The sequence below is a fragment of the Neotamlana sedimentorum genome, from assembly GCF_000943565.1.
GTDB classification, from domain to species: Bacteria; Bacteroidota; Bacteroidia; order Flavobacteriales; family Flavobacteriaceae; genus Neotamlana; species Neotamlana sedimentorum.
The window spans coordinates 1-26,434 of sequence record NZ_JTDW01000017.1 but is presented as its reverse complement, the minus strand read 5'-3'; the positions used below and the strand labels follow the sequence as shown (position 1 = coordinate 26,434).

The following is a 26,434-nucleotide window of genomic DNA, read 5'->3' as shown; positions in this document are numbered from 1 at the left end:
TATATTCCAAGGAATATATTTCCATGTAACATAATCTTGATTTTTCATTAACAATTTCGATTAACTTTATTACAATATTTTATAATTTAGCACAAACTGAAATTTCAATGGACATCAACTTCAATAAAAACGAAGATCATAACAAACTTTTACTTAGCGCACTTAAAAAAAAGCTTACCAAAGTAAAACTAGGTGGTGGTAAAACCAGAATAGAAAAACTTCATGCTAAAGGCAAACTTACCGCTAGAGAACGCATTGATTATCTGTTAGATGACAATAAAAGTTCTATTGAAATTGCGGCTTTTGCTGGCGAAGATATGTATGCCGAACATGGTGGTTGCCCTTCTGGTGGTGTGGTTGTAAAAATTGGTTTCGTAAAAGGAAAACAATGTATTGTTATTGCTAATGATGCCACCGTTAAAGCCGGAGCTTGGTTTCCTATTACTGGAAAAAAGAATTTAAGAGCTCAAGAAATTGCTATAGAAAATAAATTACCAATAATTTATCTTGTAGATTCTGCTGGCGTTTATTTACCTATGCAGGATGAAATTTTTCCGGATAAAGAACATTTTGGACGCATTTTTAGAAACAATGCTATTATGAGCAGTATGGGAATAACCCAAATTGCCGCGGTTATGGGTAGCTGTGTTGCTGGTGGTGCCTACTTGCCTATTATGAGCGACGAAGCCTTAATTGTAGATAAAACAGGTAGTATTTTTTTAGCAGGAAGCTATTTAGTTAAGGCTGCCATTGGAGAAAGTATCGATAACGAAACGCTTGGAGGTGCTACAACACATTGCGAAATTTCTGGTGTAACCGATTATAAGGCTAAAGATGATAAAGATGCCCTCGATAAAATAAAGAATATAATAGATAAAATTGGTGAGTACGATAAAGCTGGTTTTAATCGCACCGATTCTAAAAAACCAAAAGAAAACCCGCAAGATATTTATGGTATTTTACCCAAAAGTCGCGCCGACCAATACGATATGAACGACATTATTAAACGTTTAGTTGATAATTCGGAATTTGAAGAATACAAAGCAGGCTTTGGGCAAACTATTATTACGGGTTATGCTAGAATTGATGGTTGGGCTGTTGGTATTGTGGCCAACCAACGCAAACTGGTTAAAACCAAAAAAGGCGAAATGCAATTTGGAGGTGTTATTTATAACGATAGCGCCGATAAAGCCACTCGATTTATTGCTAATTGCAACCAAAAGAAAATTCCGCTAGTATTTTTACAAGATGTTACCGGCTTTATGGTAGGCAGTAAAAGTGAACATTCTGGTATTATAAAAGATGGTGCCAAAATGGTAAATGCTGTAAGTAATTCGGTTGTGCCAAAATTCACCATTGTTATTGGAAACAGCTACGGTGCCGGTAATTATGCCATGTGCGGTAAAGCCTACGATCCTCGATTAATTGTCGCATGGCCAAGTGCAGAACTTGCTGTAATGAGTGGAAACTCTGCTGCAAAAGTACTTTTACAAATAGAAACTGCTTCATTAAAAAAGAAAGGTGAAGAAATAACCAAAGAAAAAGAAGAAGCGCTTTACAATAAAATTAAAGCTAAATACGATAACCAAGTATCGCCATATTATGCGGCAGCAAGACTATGGACCGATGCAATTATCGATCCGTTAGATACCAGAACTTGGATTAGCATGGGTATTGAAGCTGCCAACCACGCGCCTATTGAAAAACCTTTTAACATGGGCGTTTTGCAAGTTTAACATATGAAAAAAAGGCATCTTTTATTTTTAGGTTTATTTATAACCCTTAGTTTTATAATCTACTTATTTTATGTTTTTTATATTGATAATAACGATAACATAAAATCTGTTTACCTCATTCCAGAAGATGCCGTTTATATAATTGAAAGCCAAAAACCACTTGACGACTGGAATACAATTAGCGAAAGTCCTATTTGGAAACACTTAAATACCAATAGCTATTTTAACGAATTATCGGAGAATTTAAATACGCTCGATACCATTTTTAAACAAGAACAAACAGTTTTAAACTACATTGGAAACCGAGAAATTCTTATATCTGCTCATGTTTATACACCTAAAAAATATAGCTTTTTATATGCTATAGATTTACAAAAAATCGCAAAACTTAACCTGATAAAAAATCATTTAAATACATTTATAAATGATGACTTTAAAGTTAGCAATCGCATTTACCATCAGCATGATATTATTGAAATTTATAGCCGTTTAACGCGCGAAACTATGTATATAAGTTTCATAAAAAATCAAATGATTTTATCTTATGTACACACTTTAGTTGAAGCGTCGATAGACCACTACAACGAGCCCAAAATTGGTAGAGATTTAAATTTTATTGAAGTAAATAAAGAAGTTAATGATGGTAATTTATTCCGATTGTTCTTCAATTTTAATTATTTAAACGATTTTACTAATGTATTTTTTAATGAAGAAACCGAATACATTAAAACCTTAAACAATAGCTTAAATTGGAGCGGATTCAGTTTTAATATTGATAAGGAAAATAACATTATTGCAAACGGCGTTACCAAAACAAATACAAACGCTTCTATTTATTTACAAGCCTTACAAAAATCGGGAACATCAAAACGTAGTATTTACAATATTGCACCCAAACAAACAGCATTATACACCAGTTTTACATTTAGTAGTTTTTCTGAATTTTACAGTAATTTTGAAGCTATTCAAAAAGAAAACCCCGAACAATTTAAAAGCTATTTAGATGGTACAGAACAAATTGAAAACTATTTAAATATCAATTTAAAAGAACATTTTTTTAGTTGGATTGATGATGAAATGGCATTACTACAAATGCAATCTTCCGTTAGTAAATCTACCAAAGATGTGGCTTTAGTATTAAAAACCAAAGATGTAGATGATGCTACAGAAAATTTAAACTTCATATTAAATCAAATAAAAAAACGAAGCCCAGTAAAATTTAAAACCGTTAATTATTTAGGACACGATATTAATTATCTATCCATTAAAAGCTTCTTTAAAGTCGTTCTTGGTAATTTGTTTAAAAACATTGAAAAACCTTATTATACAGTAATTGAAGATTTTGTAGTGTTTAGCAATAACCCTAACACTTTAAAAACCATTATAAAAAATTATACCGAAAAAGAAACGTTAGCCTACTCTAACGATTTTATAGATTTTAATGATCATTTTAATAGTAGAACATCTGTTTTTACTTATGCCAACACGCCATATTTATACAATAATCTTTATCATTTTTCTGATGCTTCAATGAAACAAAGTTTAACAGTAAATAAAGATTATTTTATCTGTTTTCAACAAATTGGATTTCAATTATCACCTGAACAAGATTTTTTTGAAAGTCGTATAGCTATTAGTTATTTAGATGTTGAATTGGTTAAAGAAAAGTACCAAATAAACAATACTTTAAAAGCAACAAAAACCAATAGTTTAGCTGAAAAAGAACTAACAGATAAAATGAATGCTGATGTTGTTTTTAATATTCCCGAAATATATCCTAACGATTTAACTGCTAGTTATTTTAGCAGAAAACACAGTAACGGCAAAACAAGGTTTTCGGTTGAGTTAAAAGATGGTAAACCGCATGGTAAATATTATAGCTATTACAAAAACGGACGATTAAAAATAAGCGGTAAATATAAAAATGGCGCACAAAGTGGAACTTGGCGCGCCTATAATTTTAATGAAGATCAGGTTTTAAGAAAACGCTTTTAAGTTATTTTATTTCAGTATCGAAAGGGAATAATAATTGAATTCCTTTTTTCTCTGAAATGGCTTTTACTTTCTTGTACATTTTATATTGTTCCTCTCCTAACTCTTCTTTTAACAAGGTTTCTTTAGCTTTTACAATTCCGAAACTTTCTAGAATTCTATCTAAATCTTTTTCAAAAATTGGGTATTCTACTTTTCTATATTCGCTTAGTTCAGCAGCTTCAGCCGCGTATTTTAACGCTAAGTCTAAACCACCTAATTCATCAACCAAACCAATATTTAAAGCATCGGCACCCGTCCAAACGCGTCCTTGCGCAATGGCTTCAACCTGCTCTCTTGTTAAACTTCTACCATCAGAAACGCGTTTTGTAAATAAATCATATATATCTAAAACACCTTCTTTAATAAATGCACGCTGTGTGTCATCTAACGGTTCAAAAAAACTATATGTAACGGCATTTTCGTTAGTTTTTACTTGTTCTGCGTTTATACCAATGTTATCAGCTAAAGCTTTTCCGTTTGGTAACATACCAAATACACCAATGCTTCCGGTAATTGTAGTTGGTTCTGCTATAATTTTATCTGCATTACTTGCTATATAATAACCGCCCGAAGCTGCTAAATTTCCCATTGAAACAATAACTGGTTTTACTTTTTTGGTAAGTTCTATTTCACGCCAAATAAGTTCGCTTGCCAAAGCACTTCCTCCTGGTGAGTTAATTCTTAAAACAACGGCTTTAATTTTATCGTCATTTCTTGCTTCTTGTAACGACGCTGTCATAGTGCCTTGTCCGACATTATTTTCGTCTCCTTCTCCATAAATTATTTCTCCTTCGGCATAAATAACTGCAATTTTACTTGCACTATAATTTATAGGTAGTTTTGTAGCCGCATAGTTGGAATAATCCTCAATTGTTATAGTTTCTAATGCTTTAGTTTCACTAACTCCAATAGCTTGCTTCATGGCATAAACATACTCGTCATGATAGGCTATTTTATCAATTAATCCATTTGTTAATGCTAGGTTTGGATTTCTTCCTAACAGACTATCTGCAATGGTATTTAAAGTTTCAACGGGAATATTTCTACTAACAGAAATATCGCTTTTAATTTCAGTCCAAAGTGAAGATAAATAAGCGTTTATTTGCACTCTGTTGTTATCGCTCATTACATTATCAAGATAAGGCTCTACAGCACTTTTGTATTTTCCTAAACGAATAACTTCCATTTTTAAACCTGTTTTCTCTTGAAAATCTTTAAAATATAAATGTTCGCTGTATAAACCTTTAAACTCCATCATTCCTGCAGGGTTTAAATAAACCGAATCGGCAACTGAGCTTAAATAGTAATCTTTTTGAGTAAAAATATCGGCGTAAGCCACAACAAACTTACCAGATTCTTTAAAATCTTGTAATGCTTTACGAAGTTCTTTAGTTTGTGTTATACCAGCATTTATAAAATTATTATCGATAGAAATACCTTTAATATTATCATCGGTTTTAGCATAATGTATCGCATCGATAATATTAAATAATCCGTTTTTTTCTTGTTCGTCTAAAAATGGATATTCTGGAAATTTAATTTTACCTGCATAATCTTTAATAGGAAAATCTAAAGTAAGCTCTAAAACAGAATTTGCCTTTGGTTTTACTATTTCATCTTGTCCTGAGCCCAATAACATGCCGAGGGCTAAAATTGCAAAAAAACATAAAACTAAGAATACAATAATACCAACAACGGTAGAAAAAACGCGTTTTATAAAGTTCATATTTAAATATAATTTACACTAAAATTTGGCTAAATTAAGTGTTTTTTGTCTGTGAATTTTACCTGAAGCTGTTTCAATAAACTTAGGCAGTTTAATAATTTCTTTTGGTTTTTCATACTTATCTAAAGCATTGAAAATCGAAGTATCGAAATTTTCTTCTTTCGTTTCAATTAATAGAATTAACTTTTCTACTAAAGTATCGTCTGGTATCGAGGTCACAAAAAACTCTTCTTTTATTTTGTTTTGAAGCTTCTTCTCGATTTGCTCCGGATACAATTTTATACCACCAGAGTTTATAACATTATCGAAGCGACCTAACCACTCAAAACTATTTTTGGAATGTATTTTTACGATATCGTTAGTTACAATTGTTTCCGATGAAATTTTAGGCGCATCTATAACCAAACAATTTCTATCATCTGTTGAAACGGTAACGTCTGGTAAAGTTTTAAAATAATTATCTGTTAAAGGATTTTTGATATGATTTAATTTTTTTACCGCAATATGTGTTACGGTTTCAGTCATGCCATAGGTTTCGTATATATTAGCTTTTTTGTCTTGAATAGACTCAATTATAGGCTTAGAAACCATGCCTCCACCAACAATTATAGTTTTTATATTATTGATGTATGTATCAAAATTTTTAAGCTGCATAGGTGTAAATGCACAAAAATCATATGGTTTATCGTAATCGATAACAGGTTTCGATGTTGGTGCCAACATATCTATTTCTAGTCCTAAAATTATGGCGCGAACCATCATCATTTTACCTGCAATAAAATTTGAAGGTAAACAGTTAAGCACTTTATCGCCTGGTTTTAATCCGAAAAAATCGCCTGTAGCTAAAGCAGAATTTATCATAGCTGCTTTTTCTATTTTTAATTTTTTAGGTTTACCAGTTGAGCCAGATGTATTTACTTCAACATAGTCATGTTGATCTAACCAATCTAACAAAAACTCCCCTAATTCTTGCTGAAAAGGATAACCTTCCTTTACATAATTATAAGCGATTTCCATTAAATCATCGTACTTGTAACTAAGGCCATCGAGTTTAAATTTTAAATGGACGTTTTTGTAAGTTGGTGTCATAGCTAAGCTTTTAATTATTCGATTATTTTATAGTTTTCTTCTAAAGGTTCTTCTACTTTTCCAAACAGTTTTTCTTTCCAATTACTCCATTTGTAAACTTTTGAAAAAATAAACAGAATTATTGGATAAAATACGATAACTGGAAGTAAAATTTCGGTTATGCTTGTATTTGCTTCTTCAGCTGTGTATTTAAAAATAGCATCGGTTTGTAATGCAGACCAATCGCTGGTAACTAACAATGCAGCCATTAAGTTATTTCCTAAATGAAACCCTAACGCAAGCTCTAAACCTTCATCCATTAAGGTCATAATTCCTAAAAGCAATCCTGTTCCAATATAAAAAACCATAGTAATATAGCCCATTTCTGCTACTTCTGGATTCGCACTATGCGCTATACCAAACATTACCGAAGTAAAAATTAACGGAAACCATTTATTTTTAACTAATACACCAATATGTTGCATTAAATAGCCGCGAAACAAATATTCTTCTAACCCGATTTGAAATGGAAAAAGTAAAATGCTTATAACAAAAAGAATGGCAAACTTTACTGGTTTAAACTGAAATTCAATTTGACTTGGATCGGCATAATAAGATACTGCAAACGAACCTACAGTTAGCACAACGATGACGAAAAAAGCCAGAAAAATACGTTTAAAATCGACTTTTTTTCGCGTTGTTGTAAGCGATAGTAAACTACGCTCATGCATATAACGAACTAACACGAATAACAAACCGAGTAAAAAAGCAAACGGTAATAAATTTGCAACTAAAGATATGTTTGATGGAATGGCTTTCATAGAATCGTAAAGCATTTCCATATCTTCTTTACTTGTAAACAGAAACATTATAAAATTTAATATAAATATTCCTGAAATTAAAAATGCTGTTAACAAAAACATCCATAATTCACGCTTGCCTTTGTAAGCTTGTTGTATATAATTCATTTTATAAATTAAAATTAAATAATACGTTTTTATTAAAACTTAATTTACCATTATTAACTTGTAACGGACTCTCGAAATTATTAGTAAATAAACCGCCTGTGCCTAGGCCTTGTGGCATTGTTGTTTTTTTTTTAAAAGTGTATTGTGCAATGGCGTTTAAACCAATATTGCTCTCTAAAGCACTAGTAATCCACCAACCCATATTATTTTTTTCAGCTAAATTTATCCATTCGTCACTACCTTTAAATCCGCCAACTAAAGTTGGTTTTAAAATAATATATTGCGGATTTATAGTTTGTAGCAATTGTGCTTTGTTTGTTACAGAAAACACACCTATTAATTCTTCATCTAAAGCAATTGGTAACGGTGTTTGCTCGCATAATTTTGCCATAGATTCAATTTGACCTTGTTTAATTGGCTGCTCGATGGAATGAAGTTCTAATACTGATAATCTTTTTAGTTTTTCTAAAGCTTCAAGTGGCGAAAAAGCACCATTGGCATCAACTCGAAGTTCGATATCTGTTTTTGAAAAACTTTGTCTTATAGATTTTAAAAGATTGATTTCCGTTTCAAAATCGATAGCTCCAATTTTCATTTTAATACATGAAAACCCAGCTTTAATTTTGTCTTCAATTTGCTTTTTCATGAAAGCTTCGCTTCCCATCCAAATTAATCCGTTAATATTAATTTGTGCTTCACCTTTTGTGAACTTTGATGGAAAAATTGAAAACGAATCCTCTGCTTCAAGTGACTTAAAAGCCATTTCTAAACCCATTTGAATACTCGGGAATTCTTTTGAAGCTTCTAATAACTCAGATAATCCTAAATTGATATTCTTACAAACCCAAAGCAATTTCTCTTCATAATTAGGTTTGTCGTCAATAGAAAGTCCTCGAAACAAACCACATTCGCCAATCCCTTTTTTATTATCTTCTTCAAGAATTATAAACCAGGTTTCTTTAGTTCTTAAAATACCTCGCGATGTACCGCTGGGTTGTTTAAAGTTAAGAATGTATTGTTTGTAGTTTGCTGTAATCATTTACAATTCTATAGATTCACCAATTTCTAAAAGCATTAAATCTTTATCTTTTTCGAAAAATTTACGTTTTGCTTCTTCGTGGTTTATTTCGATGTAACCAAAAGTATCAAAATGATAGCCTAAAATTTTATCACATTCTACAAAATCGCTTGCAAGAATAGCGTCGTCAATACCCATAGTAAAATTATCTCCTATTGGTAAAATTGCTAAATCTAATTTTGTGCTTAAAGGGATTAACTTCATGTCGTAAGTTAAAGCAGTATCGCCAGCAATGTATATGTTTTTATGCTCACTTTCAATTATAAAACCTCCTGGTTGCCCAGCATAACTTCCGTCTGGAAAAGACGACGTATGAATGGCATTTACATATTTTACAGAGCCAAACTCAAAATCCCATTTTCCACCATGATTCATTGGGTGCGCTTCAAAACCTTTATTTTGATAATGCACTGCAATTTCATAATTTGAAACTATAGTAGCATCTGTTCGTTTTGCAATAGCTTCAACATCTGCAATGTGATCTTGATGCCCGTGAGTAATTAGTATATAATCTGCTTTTAAATTTTCTATATTAATTGCTGAAGCTTTTTCGTTTGGTATTATAAACGGATCAACAATAATACTAATATCATCTATTTCAATACCTAAACAGGCATGACCATAAAATGTAATTTTCATTTTTTATTGTTTTAAAATAATTGCCCTACTCCCATTAATATAGCTAATAAAACCGTTGATAATGCTAATTTTTTCAGCTCTGGATCTAACTGTGCTGGTTCGGTGTTTTTAACTACTGTTAATACATGTTTTATTATAGGAATAAAAGCTATTAAAAATATTAAATTTAGAGGATTTTTATAATAAATAATTCCAAAAATTAGAGCCAAACCTAATGCCATACCAATTAACGTATAGTGATACAATTTGGCCTTTTGCGCACCTAGTTTAACAGCTAAAGTAATTTTATTTACTTTTTCGTCTGGAATTCTATCTCTCATATTATTTAAATTAAGCACACCAGTACTTAACAAACCCACCACAAAAGCAGGTAAAACGGCAATAAAATGAAGGGTTTTGGCAAATAATGCATAACACCCTAAAACACTTATTAATCCGAAAAAAATGAAAACAAAAATATCTCCCATAGCTCTGTAGCCATACGCATTTTCGCCAACTGTATATTTCATGGCTGCAATAATTGAAGCTACACCCAATACTAAAAACAATACACTTAAAAGTATATATTGCGAACCAAAAGCCATATAAATGAGTGCAACTGCCAATAACAAAGCCACTACGATATTTATTTTTATGGCATTAAAAAGTTGTTTTGGTGTTATTTTCCCCGATTGAATAGCACGTTCTGGCCCTATGCGTTCGGCATTATCTGTTCCTTTTACACCATCGCCATAATCGTTTGCGAAATTGGATAGAATTTGAAAACTTAAAGTTGTTATAATAGCTAGAATACAAATACTCCAATTAAAAACACCTTTATATTGCGCTAAACATGAAGCTAAAATAATTCCGGAAACCGACAATGGTAACGTTCGTAAACGCATTGCTGAAATCCATACCGAAAATTTATTCATATTAAGGAATCCATTTTTTATCGAAGTTAGGCTTACGTTTTTCAAGGAAAGCATTTCTACCTTCAACAGCTTCATCTGTCATGTAAGCTAAACGTGTTGCTTCACCAGCAAAAACCTGTTGCCCTACCATGCCATCATCGGTTAAATTCATTGCGAATTTTAACATTTTAATAGAAGTAGGTGATTTTGCTAATATTTCTTGAGCCCACTCGTAGGCTGTACTTTCCAATTCGTCATGAGGAATTACAGCATTTACCATGCCCATTTCGTAAGCTTCTTGCGCAGAATAATTTCTTCCTAAGAAAAATATTTCTCTTGCTTTTTTCTGTCCAACCATTTTAGCTAAATATGCCGAACCGTAACCGCCATCAAAACTCGTTACATCAGCATCGGTTTGTTTAAAAATAGCATGTTCTTTACTAGCCAAAGTTAAATCGCAAACCACATGTAAACTGTGCCCACCACCAACGGCCCAACCAGGAACAACGGCAATAACTGCCTTTGGCATAAAACGAATTAAACGTTGAACTTCTAATATATTTAAGCGGTGATAGCCATCTTCTCCAACATAACCTTGATGGCCACGTGCTTTTTGATCGCCACCAGAACAAAAGCTGTAAACGCCATCTTTGGTTGATGGTCCTTCTGCTGAAAGCAATACAACACCAATACTTACATCTTCATTAGCATCATAAAATGCGTCATATAGTTCGCTTGTGGTTTTTGGACGAAAGGCATTACGAACATTTGGTCTGTTAAAGGCTATTCTTGCCACTCCATTGTATTTTTTATATGTAATATCCGTATACTCTTTTACGGTTACCCATTTAGGTTCTTTCATAAATTTTATTTTAATCAAAAGTAAGTTTTATTTTCAAATTGATAAGTTAAAAAGTATAATCATAAAGGTGTTTTACTTACATTTTTTTGTGTTTCGTAAGGAAATCATGTCTATTTTAATAAAAACACGAAACTTAATTAACAAATTTTTAATTAATTTTTTATGAATCTATCACAAAACCGTGAATTAAATTATATATCCTATAAAAATGCAAGAAATGAGGGATTTCCACAGCTAAAAATAATACTAATTATATATTTTTGTTGTAGTTTTTTTAACATAAAACAACGAGCGTAAAACGAAAAACATGTATTTTACCGTTATTTTAAGCATTTAAACTAAAAAATAAAACCCGAATTTGTATGATTTTAACAATTACACTAGTCTTATCAACTTTAATTTTAACTAATATGTTATTGCTTAAATTTAGTTGCAATAAGATTTCTAAACCAAACAACAAAAAACCTGTTGTTTTAAGACCAGAAATTACCACTTCACAGATTGATGAAGAGCTTGCTCCAACAGGAAGTTAGTTTTACTAAAGTGCTTGTTTCCAAACCAATAACCTCGATTAGCACTTAATGGTGATGGGTGTCCTGATGTAAGGACATGATTTTTTTTGGTATTTATTAAATTTATTTTTTGCTTTGCATAACCACCCCAAAGTAAAAATATAAGGTTGTTTTTATTTTTATTTAACTGTTTTATTATAGTGTTTGTAAAGATTTCCCAACCTTTGTTTTGATGGCTTCCAGCCTCGTGTGCTTTTACTGTTAATGTAGCATTAAGAAGTAACACTCCCTGATTAGCCCAACGCATTAAATTGCCACTTTCTGGATACGGAATCTCTAAATCGGCTTCAATTTCTTTAAAAATATTAACTAAAGACGGTGGGTGTTTTATACCATCATTTACCGAAAAACATAATCCGTTAGCTTGGTTAAAATCGTGATACGGATCTTGTCCAATAATTACTACTTTAACGTCATTAAAAGGACAAACATTAAAAGCGTTAAATATTTCGTTTTTTGGAGGAAAACAAACATGTGTTTGGTATTCTTCGTTTACAAACTCCATTAAACTTTTAAAATAGGGTTTGTTAAATTCCTCTTGTAAATATGGCAACCAACTTTGGTGAATATCTACTTTCATACTCTAATTGAAAATTTTAAAAAGTAATTCTTTTAATAAATCACCTTGTGGCACAGCATTAGCATTAACACCTTTACTTTTTACATCAAACTCTCGTAAAGTAGCTACTACTGTACTTACTTTTCGCATTGGGAAATTTCGGGCTGCGTTAATATATTCATTTACGAAATATGGGTTTACTTTTAAAGCAGAAGCTACATTTCTAGGAGATTTATCTGATAACCCATGAAAATATAACAATTGTGAAAAAAAATTAAAAAGTAAAGCTACTGTAACTACCATAGGATTATCTTTTGGATTATTTGCAAAATAATTTACAATACTAAAAGCCTTTTTAATATTGCGCTCCCCAACGGCTTTACGTAACTCAAAATTATTATAATCTTTACTAATACCTATATTTTCTTCAATATGCGTAGGATTAATTTCGGTACCTTTAGGTAAAATAATTTGCAATTTTTCTAGCTCGTTATTTATTTTACTTAAATCTGTACCCAAAAACTCTACCAGCATTTGCGCCGCTTTTGGTGTAATGGTATATTTTTTTGGAGATAATACACGTCGAATCCAATCGGCTACTTGATTTTCGTAAAGCTTTTTACTCTCGTAAATAACTCCTGTTTTTTTTAAGGTTTTATATAACGATTTGCGCTTATCAATCTTTTTATATTTATAGTTAATTACAAGAATCGTAGTTGGCTGCGGATTAGCTGCATAACTTGCCAATTTTTCAATATTTCTAGATAAATCTTGCCCTTCTTTAACAATAATAACCTGGTATTCAGCCATCATTGGATAACGTTTTGCATTACTTACAATATCTTCAATTGTAACATCCCTACCATACAACAACATTTGGTTAAACCCGCGATCTTCCTCAGTTAATACAGTGTTTTCAATAAAATCGGAAATTTTATCAATATAATAAGCTTCCTCTCCCATTAAAAAATAAATCGGTTTTAATTGACCGTTTTTAATATCAGTTACCAGTTGTTTTACTTCGTCCAAACTTGAATTATTAAAAATTATGAAACCTAAAATTGTAAATTTCTCAGTAATTATTTCAGCAGAAAAACACCCAAAATAACTTTATAATTATAACTTTGCCTAGTGCAAAAGCTTAATTTCCCAACATATTCGTTTCGATTCAAAAATAGCAAAAATAAAGTTTCTATTTTCGATAGTATTCGTAAAAAATTTGTGATTTTACAACCCGAAGAATGGGTTCGCCAGCATTGTGTTAACTTTTTAATACACGAAAAAAATTATCCTATTTCTTTAATAAATATTGAAAAAGAAATTATTATTAATGATTTGAGAAAACGCTACGATATCGTGGTTTTTAAATCTAATGGAAGTATTCAATTAATAGTTGAATGCAAAGCACCGAACGTAAATATTACTCAAGCCACTTTCGATCAAATTGCGCGTTATAATTTAAATTTAAAAGCTAATTATCTAATGGTCACCAATGGTTTAAATCATTATTATTGTGCTATGGACCTAAAAAATGAATGTTATAACTTTTTAACCGACATTCCCAATTATTCATTATGAAAGTTGCCATTGTAATACTGAATTGGAACGGAAAACATTTATTAAAACAGTTTTTACCAATTGTAATAATTAATTCCACTGAGGCCGATATTTATGTAGCTGATAACTCATCGACTGATGATTCTATTCCATTTTTAAAAACTACCTTCCCAGAGGTAAATATAATTATAAACAACCAAAATGGCGGATACGCCAAAGGCTATAACGATGCTTTAAAACATATTAATGCGGATATATTTTGCTTATTAAACAATGACGTAGAAGTTACAAAAAATTGGCTTCAACCTATTTTATCAGAATTTGATAACCATCCAAACACAGCTATTATTCAACCCAAAATATTAGATTATAAAGATAAAACATTTTTTGAGTATGCTGGGGCTGCTGGTGGATTCATAGATAAATACGGATTTCCCTATTGTCGAGGACGCATTTTTAATACACTTGAGAAGGACAATGGACAATACAACAACAATTGTGACATTTTTTGGGCAACCGGCGCCTGTTTGTTCATTAAAAGTTCGACCTTTAATGATTTACATGGTTTTGACGAACACTTCTTCGCTCATATGGAAGAAATAGATTTATGTTGGCGTGCTAAAAACTATGGTTACGGTATAAAATATATTAGCAAATCTGTTGTTTATCATGTTGGTGGAGCCACTTTAAATGCTGCAAATCCTCAAAAAACGTATCTTAATTTTAGAAATAGTTTATATACTTTAACTAAAAATGCTAAAGGTAGCTTGTTTCAGTTAATTTTTATAAGAATGTTATTAGACGGTGTCGCTGGCATAAAATTTGCGCTCGAATTTAAGCCCAAACATACAATCGCTATAATAAAAGCACATTTTGCTTTTTACAAACATTGTAATATTTTACTTAAACAACGTAAATTAATGAAAAATAAGGTAACATATTATCATAAAAAATCTATTGTTGTTGCATATTTCTTAAGGAAAATAAAGCATTTTAACAGATTGTAATTTGGATAGCAAAAGTTTTGTTAAAATGTTAAATTCAACTCTTTTTTATATATTTTTGTGTGAATCTAAAGAGAAATTAACAGAAATTAATCCTATAACATTATTATGAAAAAAGTTTTAATACTCGGTGTATCGGCTATGTTGGCACTAAGTTCTTGTGTATCAAAAAAACAATTTACAGACTTACAAGCGAAACTCAACGAGAAAGAAGATTTGCTTAACTCTGCAACCGTAAAATTAAACTCTTGTTTGGAAGAAAAAGCTTCAACCACAGCAAGATCTACTGCTCTAGAAGAGCAAATTGCAGACTTACGCAAGTATAACGAAAACTTACAAGTTCTATCGGCTAAAGGAGCCAGCAACGTTGAAAAAACGCTTGAAAGCATAAAAGAAAAAGATTTAAAAATTACCCGTTTACAAGATGCGCTTACTAAAAAAGACAGCGTAACACTTGCTTTAGTTACAAGTTTAAAGCGTGAAGTTGGTATTAACGACCCAGATATTGAAGTAAACGTAGAAAAAGGTGTTGTTTTTATCTCGATTGCCGATAAATTATTATTCCAAAGCGGAAGCTATAACGTAACAAGCAAAGCTAAAGATGTACTTGCAAAAGTTGCTAAAGTAGTAAACAGCAAACCAGATTTCGAGTGTATGGTAGAAGGTCATACAGACAACGTACCATACCGTAAAGAACCTTTATTAGACAACTGGGATTTAAGTGTTAAGCGCTCTACCTCTATTATTCGTGTGTTAGAAAGTTTAGAAGTTAACCCAAGCCAGTTAATCGCTGCTGGTCGTAGCCACTACGTGCCATTAGTAGATAACGATACTGCCGAAAACCGTGCTAAAAACCGTAGAACGCGTATTGTTATTTTACCTAAAATCGATCAGTTTTACGATATGATTGAAAAAGAAATGAAAAATTTGGAAGCAGGTAACTAACCGTTTCTAAACAACAAAATATTAAGTCCAACCAACAGGTTGGGCTTTTTTTTGTACAAAATTTTAACACATCAGTTCCAAACAAAAAAGCCATCTTTAAAAAGATAGCTTCTTGTTTTTTTAAGTAAATCTATAAGCCGAATTCTGTTCATCCTGAACTCGTTTCAGGATCTCTCCATAACAAGTCAGAACTACCCTATCATTTATCTGCGAGCACTGTTGCCAGTACACTTTAGCTGCCTACCCTCCAACAATCGAGCGTGCCGCCCTCAAACGTTGGTTTACATGACATTGCACCACATAGAGTTTACCCGGTTTCACTACAGCATTACCTGTACATACTTTCTGTTGCACTTTTCCTAGCCTCACGACTGGTGGTTGTTAACCACTATGTTGCACTACGGTGTTCGGACTTTCCTCTAAATACCCAATCAAGTTGGGCATTTAGCGATAAGGCAATCTACTCGCCGCAAAAATACAACACAAAACAACCACAAAACAACAAAATCCGTAATAATAATTATGGCATTACCCACAAGGGGTCGGGCTATTCATTACAAGTCCGCGCTCGTACCTCGCTGTGGGCTTTCCACTGCTATCCCTAATGCAGCTTGCACGATAAAAAATATTGTTAATAACTCCTATTAAAATCTATTTTTAATATTCTAAATTCTAAACATGAATTTTTAACTTTGTTATCCACAAAAAAGCAAAAATAAACCTTGGAACACTTTATAGTATCTGCACGTAAATACCGCCCACAAACGTTTAAAGACGTTGTAGGACAGCAGGCTATAACCAATACTTTGCTTAATGCCATCGAGAATAATCATTTAGCCCAAGCCCTATTATTTACAGGGCCACGTGGAGTTGGTAAAACCACTTGTGCACGTATTTTGGCAAAAATGATAAATAGCGACGGACAAGAAAACGAAGACGAAGACTTTGCTTTCAATATTTTTGAGCTCGATGCCGCATCAAATAACTCCGTTGATGATATTCGTAACCTAACCGATCAAGTTCGTATACCACCGCAAGTAGGTAAATACAAAGTGTATATAATCGACGAGGTACACATGTTATCTCAAGCCGCTTTTAATGCCTTTTTAAAAACTTTAGAAGAGCCACCAAAACACTGTATTTTTATACTAGCAACTACCGAAAAACATAAAATAATACCAACCATTTTATCGCGTTGTCAAATATTCGATTTTAAACGCATTACGGTAACCGATGCTAAAGAATACTTAAAATACATTGCCGAAGAGCAAGGTGTAACCGCCGAAGACGATGCACTACATATTATTGCTCAAAAAGCAGATGGCGCCATGCGTGATGCCTTATCAATATTCGATCGTGTGGTGAGTTTTTCAGGTAAAAACCTAACCCGACAAGCCGTAACCGAGAACTTAAATGTTTTAGACTACGAAACTTATTTTGAAAGCACCAATTTAATTCTGGAAAACAAAATACCAGATTTATTATTGCATTTTAACAACACCCTATCAAAAGGTTTCGATGGCCACCATTATATTGCTGGTTTAGCATCACATTTTAGAGATTTATTAGTTTGTAAAGCTCCAGAAACAATTCCGTTGCTAGAAGTTGGCGATGAAACAAAAACCAAATATTTAGAGCAATCTAAAAAAGCCTCGCAAGACTTTTTATTAAAAGGAATCGATTTAGCAAACGACTGCGATCTCAAATACAAATCCAGTAAGAATCAGCGATTACTCGTTGAACTCTGTTTAATGCAATTGGCCTCTATCACTTTCGATGGAGAAAAAAAAAATAGCAGACATTACATAATTCCTGCTTCTTACTTTAAAAAACTAGGTGTAAAACCTGTACTTGTAGACGTAAAAAAGGTTGAAGAATCTTCAGCAAAAGCACAACCAACTCAAACTACTAGTAAAACAAAACAACCTGAACCACAAGAAAACAAAACGCCAAAAATAATTTTAAATGCACAAACCAAACGTTCATCAGGTTTATCGCTAAGTAGTATTCGAGCGAAAAAAAATCATTTAGAAAAACAAAAAGAAGTTGTTGTAAATGAGGATGATTTACCAAAAGAACCATTTACCGAGAAAGCCCTAGTTGCTACCTGGAACGAATATGTGGAAATAATAAAGAAAAAAGGAAAACATAATTTAGCATCAATTTTAAATATTGACAAACCTAAACTAAAAAGCAGTACAGAAATACATGTTGTTTATCCTAACGAAACCAATAAAATTGAGGTAGAACGTTCGCAACACGATTTATTGCAATACATTAGAAAAACACTAAGTAATTACGATATTTCCCTTAACATAGAAATTAACGAAGTCTTAGAAAAAAAATACGCATATACAGGCCAAGAAAAATTCGAGAAGCTTAAAGAGAAAAATCCAAACATAGCCCTTTTAAGAAAAACCTTCGATTTAGATGTTTAAAAATTTAAAATACCGCATTCTACCTCTTTTAGTAATTCTGTTAGCAATAGCATTTTTTAGTAATGATGGCCAATCAAGAATTTATAAAACAAATGCCGAAGTTTTAAAAGAAAACAACCTACTTAAAAACTTTAGTGAAACAATAAATTACATACCCAAACAACCTGTTATAATTATAACCGATACTATTTTAAACAATGGCTTCAATATCAAAATTAACTACCATTCCATTGAAGACGCTCCACTAATTATAGACAAACTAAGCAAAAATGACACGCTGCAAAAAACTGAGTATAAAAACTTTGAGGCGCAAATTACAGTCTCAAAAAATAATAGTTTACCCCATCAATTTTTAGTAAATAAATCTAGTTTTAGTAATTTTGAAAATAATGATTTTTTTAACAAAGCTATATTGCAGTATGTTTGGATAGATTTTGAAGCATCAACCAAAAACACAATTTGTTTAAACACAGCATTTCATATTCCTGAAACAGAAAATTATAGAGACTTTGTAATTTCAATTAATAAGTTTGGAATTATACAAATTAAAGAAAAACAACTAACGCAAAATATTATATAATTATGTTAGGCTTAAAATTACCAACAGACCCTCGTTGGGTAAATATTGTAGAAAAAAATATTGAAGAAATACTTACAGACCATGCCTTTTGCGAACAAAAAGCGACAAGTACAGCTATTTCGTTAATTGTTAGCTTTCCAGAATATACCGAGCTTGTTCAAGAAATGACAGCTTTAGTTAAAGAAGAAATTAGCCATTTTAAAATGGTGCACGACATTATTATTAAACGTGGTTGGGTACTTGGTAGAGACCGTCGCGACGATTATGTAATCGAGCTACTTAAGTTTTTCCCTAAAGGAGGCAGCAGAACAACACAATTAGTACATCGTTTGCTTTATGCTGCTTTAATAGAAGCTAGAAGTTGTGAACGATTTCGCTTATTATCGGAAGAGTTAGATGACAAAGAATTAGCTACTTTTTATAAAAACCTAATGGTAAGCGAAGCTAACCATTACACTATGTTTTTAGGTTTTGCTAGACAATATGGAGACCGAAAGGAAGTTGATAAAAAATGGCAAGATCTTTTAGACTACGAAGCTAAAATAATGAAAAACTTAAGTAAAAAAGAAACAATACACGGTTAAAACTTATAACCAACCCCAATTTGTATATTGGTGTTTCTGGCTTCCATACTTAATTTGTCGTCGAAAATATTGCTAATTCCGTAAGTATAACGAACATCGGCAAAAAGTGCATAATTAATTTTATATGTTACACCACCAACTCCAGAATACGCAAAGTTTTTTACTCCATCTTCGTATTTGTGAACTTTTAAACTAACTTGCGGCCCTAAACCAGCGCTAATTTTTTCGGTGATTCTAAAATTTAATAAAATTGGCATCTGAATATAATCCAAATGCAAGGTTTCTTCATTTGCTCCTTCAGCCGAAAATTGTAATTCTGGTGAAACAGCTACTTTATTTGATAAAGCAATTTCCGCGAAAGCGCCAAAATAAATACTATTTCTATGCTTGTTAGATACCGAGGGATGTTCCTTAAAATCTAAATTAGAAATATTATAGCCTCCGCGAACGCCATATTTTACCCCCTTAAACATAGGTATTTTTTTTTCAGGAGCTTGAACATCTGTAGAATCTATACTTTGTGAAAAACTATAAGATGCCATAAGTAATAACGCTGCAAATAATATTTTATTCATAATCAATAGGTTTGGGAATAAAGTTATAAGCTAATATATAGGAATATCAAAAAAAATTACAACAATAAAAGGTAAAATGCAAAATTTTACTGTGTATTACTTGAAACCGTATCGTAATATATACTTTTTATAATTCCATCTGCCAAACCAATTTTAGGTACGTAAATATTTTTTGCGCCACTCCATTTCATAGCCGTTAAATAAATACGCATAGCTGGAATTATTACATCAGCTCTATCTTGGTTTAGGTTTAATTCTGTAATACGTTCTTCGTATGAGTAGCGCTGTAAAGTATTATAATATGATGTCATGTAAAAAAAAGACAATGGCTTTCCTATGGCCTTTCCTGAAATTTTAAAAATTTTATTGATGTTTCCACCTGAGCCAATTACATCAATTTTATCATACCCCATAGTATATTTACTTATCCAAACCTGCAAATCTTGCCAAGTTTCATTTTGCACCATGTCATTTAATAATCTTACTGTACCTATTTTAAAAGACCTAGATGCTTTTTGCCTACCTTGATCTATAATTGTAAACTCGGTACTACCTCCTCCCACATCTACGTATAAATAGGTTTTGGTTTGGTCTATAAACTTGTTTAAATCAGTCGCTGCAATAATAGCTGCTTCTTCTTCTCCATCAATAATATCTATACTAATTCCTGAATGTTCATAAATTAAATCAACAATTTTTCTTCCATTTTCGGATTCTCGCATTGCAGAAGTTGCACATGCTTTGTATTTTACTACCTTATGTGTTTTCATTAGCATTTTAAATGCTAACATAGTATCTAGCATGCGTTGTGTGTTTTCCTTCGATATTTTATTTTTAATAAACACATCTGCACCTAAGCGAATTGGCACACGAACTAATGAGTTTTTTTTAAATTGAACCGGTCTATCTTTTTGTTCAATTATATTAGAAATGAGTAATCTCACGGCATTCGAACCAATATCGATAGCCGCATATTTTTTAATAGATAGCATGCTATTCTTTTAATTTATTAACGTAATAATCGTAAATGGCAAATTGCGATCTTACCTTTTCATTATTATTTTGTCTATACGTGTTCTCCTCTTTTTGATTAATTAAACGAGCTTTTACATTGTCTTTCCACCCTATTTCGAAAGTTTCTATTATTTCTTTTTTAACGTCCTCATCGTAAATAGGACAAGTTACTTCTACTCTATTTTCAATATTTCTGGTCATCCAATCAGCAGAAGCTATATATACTTTTGTATCACCATCATTACCAAATATATAAACCCTAGAATGTTCTAAAAATTTATCTATTACACTAATAACTTCAATATTTTCGCTCATACCTGGAACTCCTGGAATTAAACAACAAATACCACGAACCACCATTTGTATTTTCACCCCAGCTCTACTAGCTTCATAAAGTTTATCTACCATTGTGTAGCTTGAAAGGCTATTCATTTTTAAACGAATAGATCCGTCTCCACCACTTTTAGCAATATCAATTTCCTTATCAATTAATTTAAAAAATGATTTTTGTGTGTAATGTGGTGATACAATTAAATGTTTATAACGTTGAATGCGGTAATTGGTATGGAAAAAATCGAAAATTCTACTCACATCTTTAAGTATTTTTTGACTAGATGTAAAAAGTGTATAATCGGTGTAAATTTTGGCCGTCGATTCGTTAAAATTACCTGTACTTATAAAGCCGTATCGTTTTATTTTTTTATTTTCTTCACGTTCTATAACGCACATCTTACTATGCACTTTTAAGCCTGCAACACCAAAAATTAAATTTACGCCTTCACCTTTCATTTGTTCGGCATATTCAATATTAGCTTGTTCATCAAACCTAGCTCGAAGTTCTATAGCCACAGTAACTTGTTTGCCATTAATAGCAGCATTTATAAGTGAACTTGCAACATGAGATATCTCAGCTAAACGATAAATCGTAATTTTAATGGTTTTTACTTTAGGATCGAGCGCGGCTTCACGTAAAAACTTAACAACATAAGAAAAGGTTTGATAAGGAGTATGAAGCAAATAATCTTTATGGGCAATAGCATTAAAAATACTTTCTTGTAGGCTTAAACCTTTAACAGGTAAAGCTTCAATTTTATTATACATTAAATCGGTTCGCCCTAAACTTGGAAATCCCATATAATCGCGACGGTTATGATATCTACCTCCAGGAATTATGCTATCGGTATTATCTATACCCATTTTATTCATTAAATACTGTAAAGTGTCCTCATCAATAGTTTTGTCGTAAACAAAACGCACGGGTTCTCCTATTTCTCTATGTTTTACACTATCTGATATTTTATCTATAAAACTTTTACTTAAATCGCTATCGAAATCAAGCTCACCATCTCTAGTAATTTTAATCATATGAGCAGAGATGTTTCGGTAATCGAAAATATTAAAAATATCTGATAAGCAATAACGTAGCAAATCATCAATCATTATAATATAGTTTTTACCTGCTTGCCTTGGTAAAACAACAAATCTATCGATTGATTTAGGTATTTCAATAAGAGCAAACTGCTTACTATTGTCTTTCATTTGCAATTTTACCGCTAAATAGGCTGCACTATCTTTTAAATTTGGAATATTAACTTCATCGCTCAAAATAATAGTAACTAAACCAGGAAAAACTTTTCGGAAAAAATAATTTTTAACGAAATCATGTTGATTCCCACTTATGTTATTCTCATTGATAACATAAATATTTTCACTTTCTAATTTTAATTGAATATCGCTTAAAATTTTTAAGCTCTCACTTTGTTGTTTTATAACAATTTGAGTAATTATTTCGAGAAGTTCTTTTGCTTTAATACCTCCTAATTCATTTTTAGCGCCTTTACCAGCTTCAACTATACGTTTTACCGTAGCATATCGCACCTTAAAAAATTCATCTAAATTGTTTGAAAATATCCCTAAAAACCTAAACCTTTCAATTAAAGGAACGGTTTCATCTGATGCTTCTTGTAATACTCTAGCATTAAATTGTAGCCAACTTATTTCTCTGTTTACATAACTATTACTTATAGTTTCTGTTTTACTCATTTAATTGTTTGGATTTTTTATAGGAAAACAAATATATTCTATTTAAACTTAAATGTAAGTTAATATAATGATACGAAATTACTAAAACAGAAAATTATTTTAAATGTTTAGGGAAAATAGTTCTAAAAGTTTTTCCGGGTTTTAAGTTGTCCCATTGTTCAATATTTAACTCTAAAATAGTTACTCCGCATGTGGGTATGTTATCAACATAAACATCCCCATATAAATTCACAAAACTTGTTATAGCATGATTGTGACCAAAAATAATTAAATTATTAACAGAATCTGGGCATTCCCTAACAACTTGAATCAATTTTTCTCCTGAAAAATCGTACAAATTATGATCTAAAAAGCATATTGATTTGGTAATTTTTAAGTTTTCAATAAAAATATTGGCTGTAGTTTTAGCTCGCATAGCATCACTAGAAATTAACTTATCATATTTTAATTTTAAATTAATCAAGTATTTAGAAACCAAATCTGCGTCGTTAAAACCTCTTTTATTAAGAGGTCTCTCATGATCACTCACATTGTGCTCCCAAGAAGATTTAGCATGCCGAACTATTATTAGTTTTTTCATATTTATCGATAAAAAGATATTATATGTCGATAAATGTTTTTAAATCGATATAATTCATGATATTTGCTTATAAAATTATTAAAAAAATGATAAATATTTGAATCGCTATACAGCTTTTTATGCCGATAATCTGTACTGCAATAACTTTTAAACGATTTTATAAGTGATTTAACATTTTTTTTTCAAATAAACATATGAGATGATTTGTTTTGTTATACCTACAAAATTTCACATTATGACCCTAAATCTAAACTTTAGACATATCCGTAACATTCTATATCAGTGTTTTGTGTTAATGTTTTTCCCTTCAATATATTTATATAAAAATTTCATTTATGCTTATGTTCATTTAAAAAAATGAACATAATATCCTTAGTCTATCTAAACTAATAAATTAAGTATGAAAAATAAGTACTATTATGTTTCATTATTAAAAAGCTTTAAAGTTTTAACCTTTATGGTTTTTACCTTTTTAATACATGGTTTATATGCACAAGCTCCATCAATTCAAACCGGTGTTACCTTTCAGTGGTCCGATACTCAAGTATCAAATTTAAATCCTGCCACAATCGAATCTTTAACCATCGATGGAACTCTATATAATACCTTTGTTGTGCCTAGTTCTTACGATTTGGAAATAGGTACGAGTAATCACGCTACAAATCAATTAATAGAAAATGGTATTACTAAACCGTTTAATAGTGCAAATCCTGCATGGAATGCGGCGGCTCTTGATGCGTTTCAGGATAAAAACTTAAATCATTATTTTGCTGCCAATCCAAATGGAGCAAATATTTGTGGAGACTACACGGCAGCATTAAATACTACGGTACAAAGGCAAACACTAAGTTATGGTGATCCAATTCCATCAAACGACGGTGGAGTTTTAGCTGTAACTGAGCGAGGAGGCAATAACTGTTTTTATGTAGAAGTTTATGGCATCCCTGTTGGTGGCGGACCAGAACAAAAACTAGGACAAACCTTTGTTATTAATAATGGAAATCATTACGGCAGTGTCTTTCAGCCTCCTGTAACGGGCTCAGATTACTGGAGATCTGGCCGTGTCAATAATAATGGGCAAACTATTGCTATTGCATTATTTTACTTAAATGATTTAGCTCCTACCGGCTCAAGTATTACTAGAATTGAGTTTATTGGTGCAACTAACGATCATGGCGATGGTAAGTTCTTCTTACTTCAAAAATATGCTGTAGATCAGCAATTAATTGAATGTTTAGATGAAACTTATAACGGAGATTTAAACATTTTAAACAATGAACCACAAAATTCTAAGTACAAATTAATCTCCCCTCCTACTAATACTGGAGAGTCTTTTGTATTTAATACTGATGGTACTTATACTTATGAGCCAAATCCTGGTTTTACTGGTGATGTAACATTTACATATGAATTATGCCTACCTCCTCCTAATACTTCGGTTTGTGATACTGGCAGCGTTACTTTATCTTATGTAGATTTACCACCAGCACCAACTTATAATATTGATTGTAGCGGTGGTAACGATAATTTTTCTTTAACCGTAACTAGTCCACTAAATTCTGATACAGATCCTAATCAATATCAATATTCAATTGATGGTGTTAATTATCAAACATCAACTTTATTTACAGGTTTAGCTGAAGGGACTTACACGGTTACTGTTAAAAGTGCTTATACTTCATGTGTTAGGTCGGCCGATTCTGATGCCGAACTAATAAATGATAATGAAGTCCCTACTGGAACAGCTCCAACCGGAGCAACAGGAATTAATTTGTGTAGCGATGATGCGCAATCTACTTATACTTTTGATACAGCCACTATAGCCACAAACTATTCTGATAATTGTAGTACAAGCCTAACTATTAACCTAACCGATACAACTTTAACAGGCGATAATTGTGGTTGGACCTTAACTTACACTTATGATGTTGTTGATCTTTCTGGGAATAAACTAGAAAATGAAACAATTGTTTATTCTGGGAGTGACCTATCTGCTCCAACAGGTAGTGCACCGAGTGGTCAGACAGGAATTAATTCATGTTCAGCCGATGCCGAAACAAATGCACCTTTCGATGCGGCTACTGTTGCTTCTGGTTATTCAGATAATTGTACCAACGTATCTGTGTCCTTAACAAATACTGAAATTACAGGAGATGATTGTTCTTGGACATTAACTTATACTTACGATGTTCTAGATGAATGTGGTAATAAATTAAAGGATGAAACAATTACACATACCGGTGGTAATCAAACAGCATTAAGTTTTTTAACAGAAGCTAGTGATTTAACAGTAGAATGTGATGGCGATAATTCGGCTGATTTAATTAACTGGATTACTAGTTACGGTGGAGCTACAGTAGCTAATAGTTGTACAGCTATAACTTGGTCGGACAACTTCTCTGATTTAGATATCGATTGCGGAAGTGCAGGAAGTGGAGAGGTTACCTTTACAGCTACGGATGCTTGTGGAAACTCTGTTTCAACTACAGCTACTTTTACTGTTGAAGATAACACCCCGCCTACTATCGATACTGCTGCTAGCGATTTAACTGTAGAATGTGATGGGAGTGGTAATACAACTGACCTTAACAATTGGTTAAATAATAACGGTAATGCCCTGGCCTCTGATACTTGTTCTGCAAATATCACTTGGTCTAACGATTATACTGCAATCTCTGATGAGTGCGGACAAACTGGTAGCGCTACCGTAACATTTACAGCTACTGATGATTGTGGTAACGAGACAACTACATCGGCTACATTTACTATTGAAGATAATACCGCGCCTACTATCGATACTGCTGCTAGTGATTTAACCGTAGAATGTGATGGGAATGGTAATACAACTGACCTTAACAATTGGTTAAGTTCTAATGGTGGTGCCGCTGCTTCCGATGCGTGTTCTACAATCACTTGGTCTAACGATTATAACGCAATCTCTGATGAGTGTGGACAAACTGGTAGCGCTACCGTAACATT

At 32.0% G+C, this 26,434-nt stretch carries 22 protein-coding genes and 1 other RNA gene; 9 read left to right on the top strand and 14 right to left on the bottom strand.

Features of this window, described 5'->3' with window-relative positions; all coding sequences use genetic code 11:
- Positions 1–107 precede the first annotated feature (107 nt).
- Both PW52_RS15235 and PW52_RS15230 read left to right on the top strand, forming a co-directional pair.
- Positions 108–1,736 (top strand): acyl-CoA carboxylase subunit beta, encoded by a 1,629-nt coding sequence (locus PW52_RS15235; protein WP_044633847.1) that lies wholly within the window; start codon positions 108–110, stop codon positions 1,734–1,736.
- Positions 1,737–1,739: 3 nt separating this feature from the next.
- Complete coding sequence (locus PW52_RS15230) at positions 1,740–3,731, top strand: toxin-antitoxin system YwqK family antitoxin (RefSeq protein WP_044633846.1); 1,992 nt, start codon at positions 1,740–1,742, stop codon at positions 3,729–3,731.
- Between the two features lies 1 nt (position 3,732).
- Here PW52_RS15230 and sppA read toward each other — a convergent pair whose 3' ends face one another.
- From sppA to holA, 9 genes are all read right to left on the bottom strand, one after another.
- Positions 3,733–5,496, bottom strand: a complete 1,764-nt coding sequence (gene sppA, locus PW52_RS15225; protein ID WP_044633845.1) for a signal peptide peptidase SppA — start codon at positions 5,494–5,496, stop codon at positions 3,733–3,735.
- A gap of 18 nt (positions 5,497–5,514) precedes the next feature.
- Positions 5,515–6,585: an AMP-binding protein gene (locus tag PW52_RS15220; protein WP_044633844.1), complete on the bottom strand. Its 1,071-nt coding sequence runs from the start codon at positions 6,583–6,585 to the stop codon at positions 5,515–5,517.
- Between the two features lie 14 nt (positions 6,586–6,599).
- Complete coding sequence (locus PW52_RS15215; RefSeq protein ID WP_044633843.1) at positions 6,600–7,532, bottom strand: CPBP family intramembrane glutamic endopeptidase; 933 nt, start codon at positions 7,530–7,532, stop codon at positions 6,600–6,602.
- A 1-nt stretch (position 7,533) separates the two neighbouring features.
- Positions 7,534–8,571, bottom strand: coding sequence for an o-succinylbenzoate synthase (locus tag PW52_RS15210; RefSeq protein ID WP_044633842.1), 1,038 nt, complete (start codon positions 8,569–8,571; stop codon positions 7,534–7,536).
- A complete protein-coding gene (locus PW52_RS15205; RefSeq protein ID WP_044633841.1) occupies positions 8,572–9,249 on the bottom strand; it encodes a metal-dependent hydrolase in 678 nt (225 codons plus the stop codon).
- Between the two features lie 11 nt (positions 9,250–9,260).
- Positions 9,261–10,163: a 1,4-dihydroxy-2-naphthoate octaprenyltransferase gene (gene menA, locus PW52_RS15200; RefSeq protein WP_044633840.1), complete on the bottom strand. Its 903-nt coding sequence runs from the start codon at positions 10,161–10,163 to the stop codon at positions 9,261–9,263.
- Position 10,164: 1 nt separating this feature from the next.
- Entirely contained in the window at positions 10,165–11,004 is an 840-nt protein-coding gene (locus PW52_RS15195; RefSeq protein WP_044633839.1) for a 1,4-dihydroxy-2-naphthoyl-CoA synthase, read from the bottom strand.
- A gap of 486 nt (positions 11,005–11,490) precedes the next feature.
- On the bottom strand, positions 11,491–12,156 hold the full coding sequence (locus PW52_RS15190) for a uracil-DNA glycosylase (RefSeq protein WP_044633838.1): 666 nt from the start codon (positions 12,154–12,156) through the stop codon (positions 11,491–11,493).
- 3 nt (positions 12,157–12,159) lie between these two features.
- Positions 12,160–13,164 carry a DNA polymerase III subunit delta gene (gene holA / locus PW52_RS15185; RefSeq protein WP_044633837.1) on the bottom strand — a complete coding sequence of 335 codons (1,005 nt, stop codon included), beginning with the start codon at positions 13,162–13,164 and terminating at the stop codon, positions 12,160–12,162.
- A gap of 102 nt (positions 13,165–13,266) precedes the next feature.
- On the opposite strand from holA, the gene PW52_RS15180 reads away from it, so the two are divergent.
- The 3 genes from PW52_RS15180 (at position 13,267) to PW52_RS15170 (ending at position 15,641) form a co-directional block, all read left to right on the top strand.
- Complete coding sequence (locus PW52_RS15180) at positions 13,267–13,713, top strand: type I restriction enzyme HsdR N-terminal domain-containing protein (protein ID WP_044633836.1); 447 nt, start codon at positions 13,267–13,269, stop codon at positions 13,711–13,713.
- Positions 13,710–14,699, top strand: coding sequence for a glycosyltransferase family 2 protein (locus PW52_RS15175; RefSeq protein ID WP_044633835.1), 990 nt, complete (start codon positions 13,710–13,712; stop codon positions 14,697–14,699). Before PW52_RS15180 ends, PW52_RS15175 begins: the two co-directional genes overlap by 4 nt.
- Positions 14,700–14,804: 105 nt before the next feature.
- Positions 14,805–15,641, top strand: a complete 837-nt coding sequence (locus PW52_RS15170) for an OmpA/MotB family protein (RefSeq protein ID WP_044633834.1) — start codon at positions 14,805–14,807, stop codon at positions 15,639–15,641.
- Between the two features lie 117 nt (positions 15,642–15,758).
- Here the strand turns inward: PW52_RS15170 and rnpB are convergent.
- Positions 15,759–16,108, bottom strand: an RNA gene (gene rnpB / locus PW52_RS17245) — RNase P RNA component class A.
- Between the two features lie 255 nt (positions 16,109–16,363).
- Here rnpB and dnaX point away from each other — a divergent pair.
- The 3 genes from dnaX to miaE are packed head-to-tail and all read left to right on the top strand — an operon-like array spanning position 16,364 to position 19,243.
- Entirely contained in the window at positions 16,364–18,079 is a 1,716-nt protein-coding gene (gene dnaX, locus PW52_RS15165) for a DNA polymerase III subunit gamma/tau (protein WP_044633833.1), read from the top strand.
- Entirely contained in the window at positions 18,072–18,659 is a 588-nt protein-coding gene (locus PW52_RS15160) for a hypothetical protein (RefSeq protein WP_044633832.1), read from the top strand. Before dnaX ends, PW52_RS15160 begins: the two co-directional genes overlap by 8 nt.
- 2 nt (positions 18,660–18,661) lie before the next feature.
- Positions 18,662–19,243, top strand: coding sequence for a tRNA-(ms[2]io[6]A)-hydroxylase (miaE, locus tag PW52_RS15155; RefSeq protein WP_044633831.1), 582 nt, complete (start codon positions 18,662–18,664; stop codon positions 19,241–19,243).
- On the opposite strand, the gene PW52_RS15150 is transcribed toward miaE, so the two are convergent.
- From PW52_RS15150 to PW52_RS15135, 4 genes are all read right to left on the bottom strand, one after another.
- Positions 19,240–19,818, bottom strand: a complete 579-nt coding sequence (locus tag PW52_RS15150) for a porin family protein (protein ID WP_044633830.1) — start codon at positions 19,816–19,818, stop codon at positions 19,240–19,242. The genes miaE and PW52_RS15150 overlap by 4 nt on opposite strands.
- 86 nt (positions 19,819–19,904) lie before the next feature.
- Positions 19,905–20,810: a Ppx/GppA phosphatase family protein gene (locus tag PW52_RS15145; RefSeq protein ID WP_044633829.1), complete on the bottom strand. Its 906-nt coding sequence runs from the start codon at positions 20,808–20,810 to the stop codon at positions 19,905–19,907.
- Between the two features lies 1 nt (position 20,811).
- On the bottom strand, positions 20,812–22,875 hold the full coding sequence (ppk1, locus tag PW52_RS15140; RefSeq protein ID WP_044633828.1) for a polyphosphate kinase 1: 2,064 nt from the start codon (positions 22,873–22,875) through the stop codon (positions 20,812–20,814).
- Between the two features lie 94 nt (positions 22,876–22,969).
- Entirely contained in the window at positions 22,970–23,455 is a 486-nt protein-coding gene (locus PW52_RS15135; RefSeq protein ID WP_044633827.1) for a SixA phosphatase family protein, read from the bottom strand.
- Positions 23,456–23,855: 400 nt separating this feature from the next.
- On the opposite strand from PW52_RS15135, the gene PW52_RS15130 reads away from it, so the two are divergent.
- Positions 23,856–26,434 (top strand): Ig-like domain-containing protein (locus PW52_RS15130; protein ID WP_044633826.1); only part of this gene is annotated, 2,579 nt, incomplete at its 3' end.

What these genes read in the sequence shown, in the direction of transcription:
- PW52_RS15235 (WP_044633847.1), top strand. Translation starts at nt 108, where the DNA reads ATGGACATCAACTTCAATAAAAACGAAGATCATAACAAACTTTTACTT.
- PW52_RS15230 (WP_044633846.1), top strand. Translation starts at nt 1,740, where the DNA reads ATGAAAAAAAGGCATCTTTTATTTTTAGGTTTATTTATAACCCTTAGT.
- sppA (WP_044633845.1), bottom strand. Translation starts at nt 5,496, where the DNA reads ATGAACTTTATAAAACGCGTTTTTTCTACCGTTGTTGGTATTATTGTA.
- PW52_RS15220 (WP_044633844.1), bottom strand. Translation starts at nt 6,585, where the DNA reads ATGACACCAACTTACAAAAACGTCCATTTAAAATTTAAACTCGATGGC.
- PW52_RS15215 (WP_044633843.1), bottom strand. Translation starts at nt 7,532, where the DNA reads ATGAATTATATACAACAAGCTTACAAAGGCAAGCGTGAATTATGGATG.
- PW52_RS15210 (WP_044633842.1), bottom strand. Translation starts at nt 8,571, where the DNA reads ATGATTACAGCAAACTACAAACAATACATTCTTAACTTTAAACAACCC.
- PW52_RS15205 (WP_044633841.1), bottom strand. Translation starts at nt 9,249, where the DNA reads ATGAAAATTACATTTTATGGTCATGCCTGTTTAGGTATTGAAATAGAT.
- menA (WP_044633840.1), bottom strand. Translation starts at nt 10,163, where the DNA reads ATGAATAAATTTTCGGTATGGATTTCAGCAATGCGTTTACGAACGTTA.
- PW52_RS15195 (WP_044633839.1), bottom strand. Translation starts at nt 11,004, where the DNA reads ATGAAAGAACCTAAATGGGTAACCGTAAAAGAGTATACGGATATTACA.
- PW52_RS15190 (WP_044633838.1), bottom strand. Translation starts at nt 12,156, where the DNA reads ATGAAAGTAGATATTCACCAAAGTTGGTTGCCATATTTACAAGAGGAA.
- PW52_RS15175 (WP_044633835.1), top strand. Translation starts at nt 13,710, where the DNA reads ATGAAAGTTGCCATTGTAATACTGAATTGGAACGGAAAACATTTATTA.
- PW52_RS15170 (WP_044633834.1), top strand. Translation starts at nt 14,805, where the DNA reads ATGAAAAAAGTTTTAATACTCGGTGTATCGGCTATGTTGGCACTAAGT.
- PW52_RS15160 (WP_044633832.1), top strand. Translation starts at nt 18,072, where the DNA reads ATGTTTAAAAATTTAAAATACCGCATTCTACCTCTTTTAGTAATTCTG.
- miaE (WP_044633831.1), top strand. Translation starts at nt 18,662, where the DNA reads ATGTTAGGCTTAAAATTACCAACAGACCCTCGTTGGGTAAATATTGTA.
- PW52_RS15150 (WP_044633830.1), bottom strand. Translation starts at nt 19,818, where the DNA reads ATGAATAAAATATTATTTGCAGCGTTATTACTTATGGCATCTTATAGT.
- PW52_RS15145 (WP_044633829.1), bottom strand. Translation starts at nt 20,810, where the DNA reads ATGCTATCTATTAAAAAATATGCGGCTATCGATATTGGTTCGAATGCC.
- ppk1 (WP_044633828.1), bottom strand. Translation starts at nt 22,875, where the DNA reads ATGAGTAAAACAGAAACTATAAGTAATAGTTATGTAAACAGAGAAATA.
- PW52_RS15135 (WP_044633827.1), bottom strand. Translation starts at nt 23,455, where the DNA reads ATGAAAAAACTAATAATAGTTCGGCATGCTAAATCTTCTTGGGAGCAC.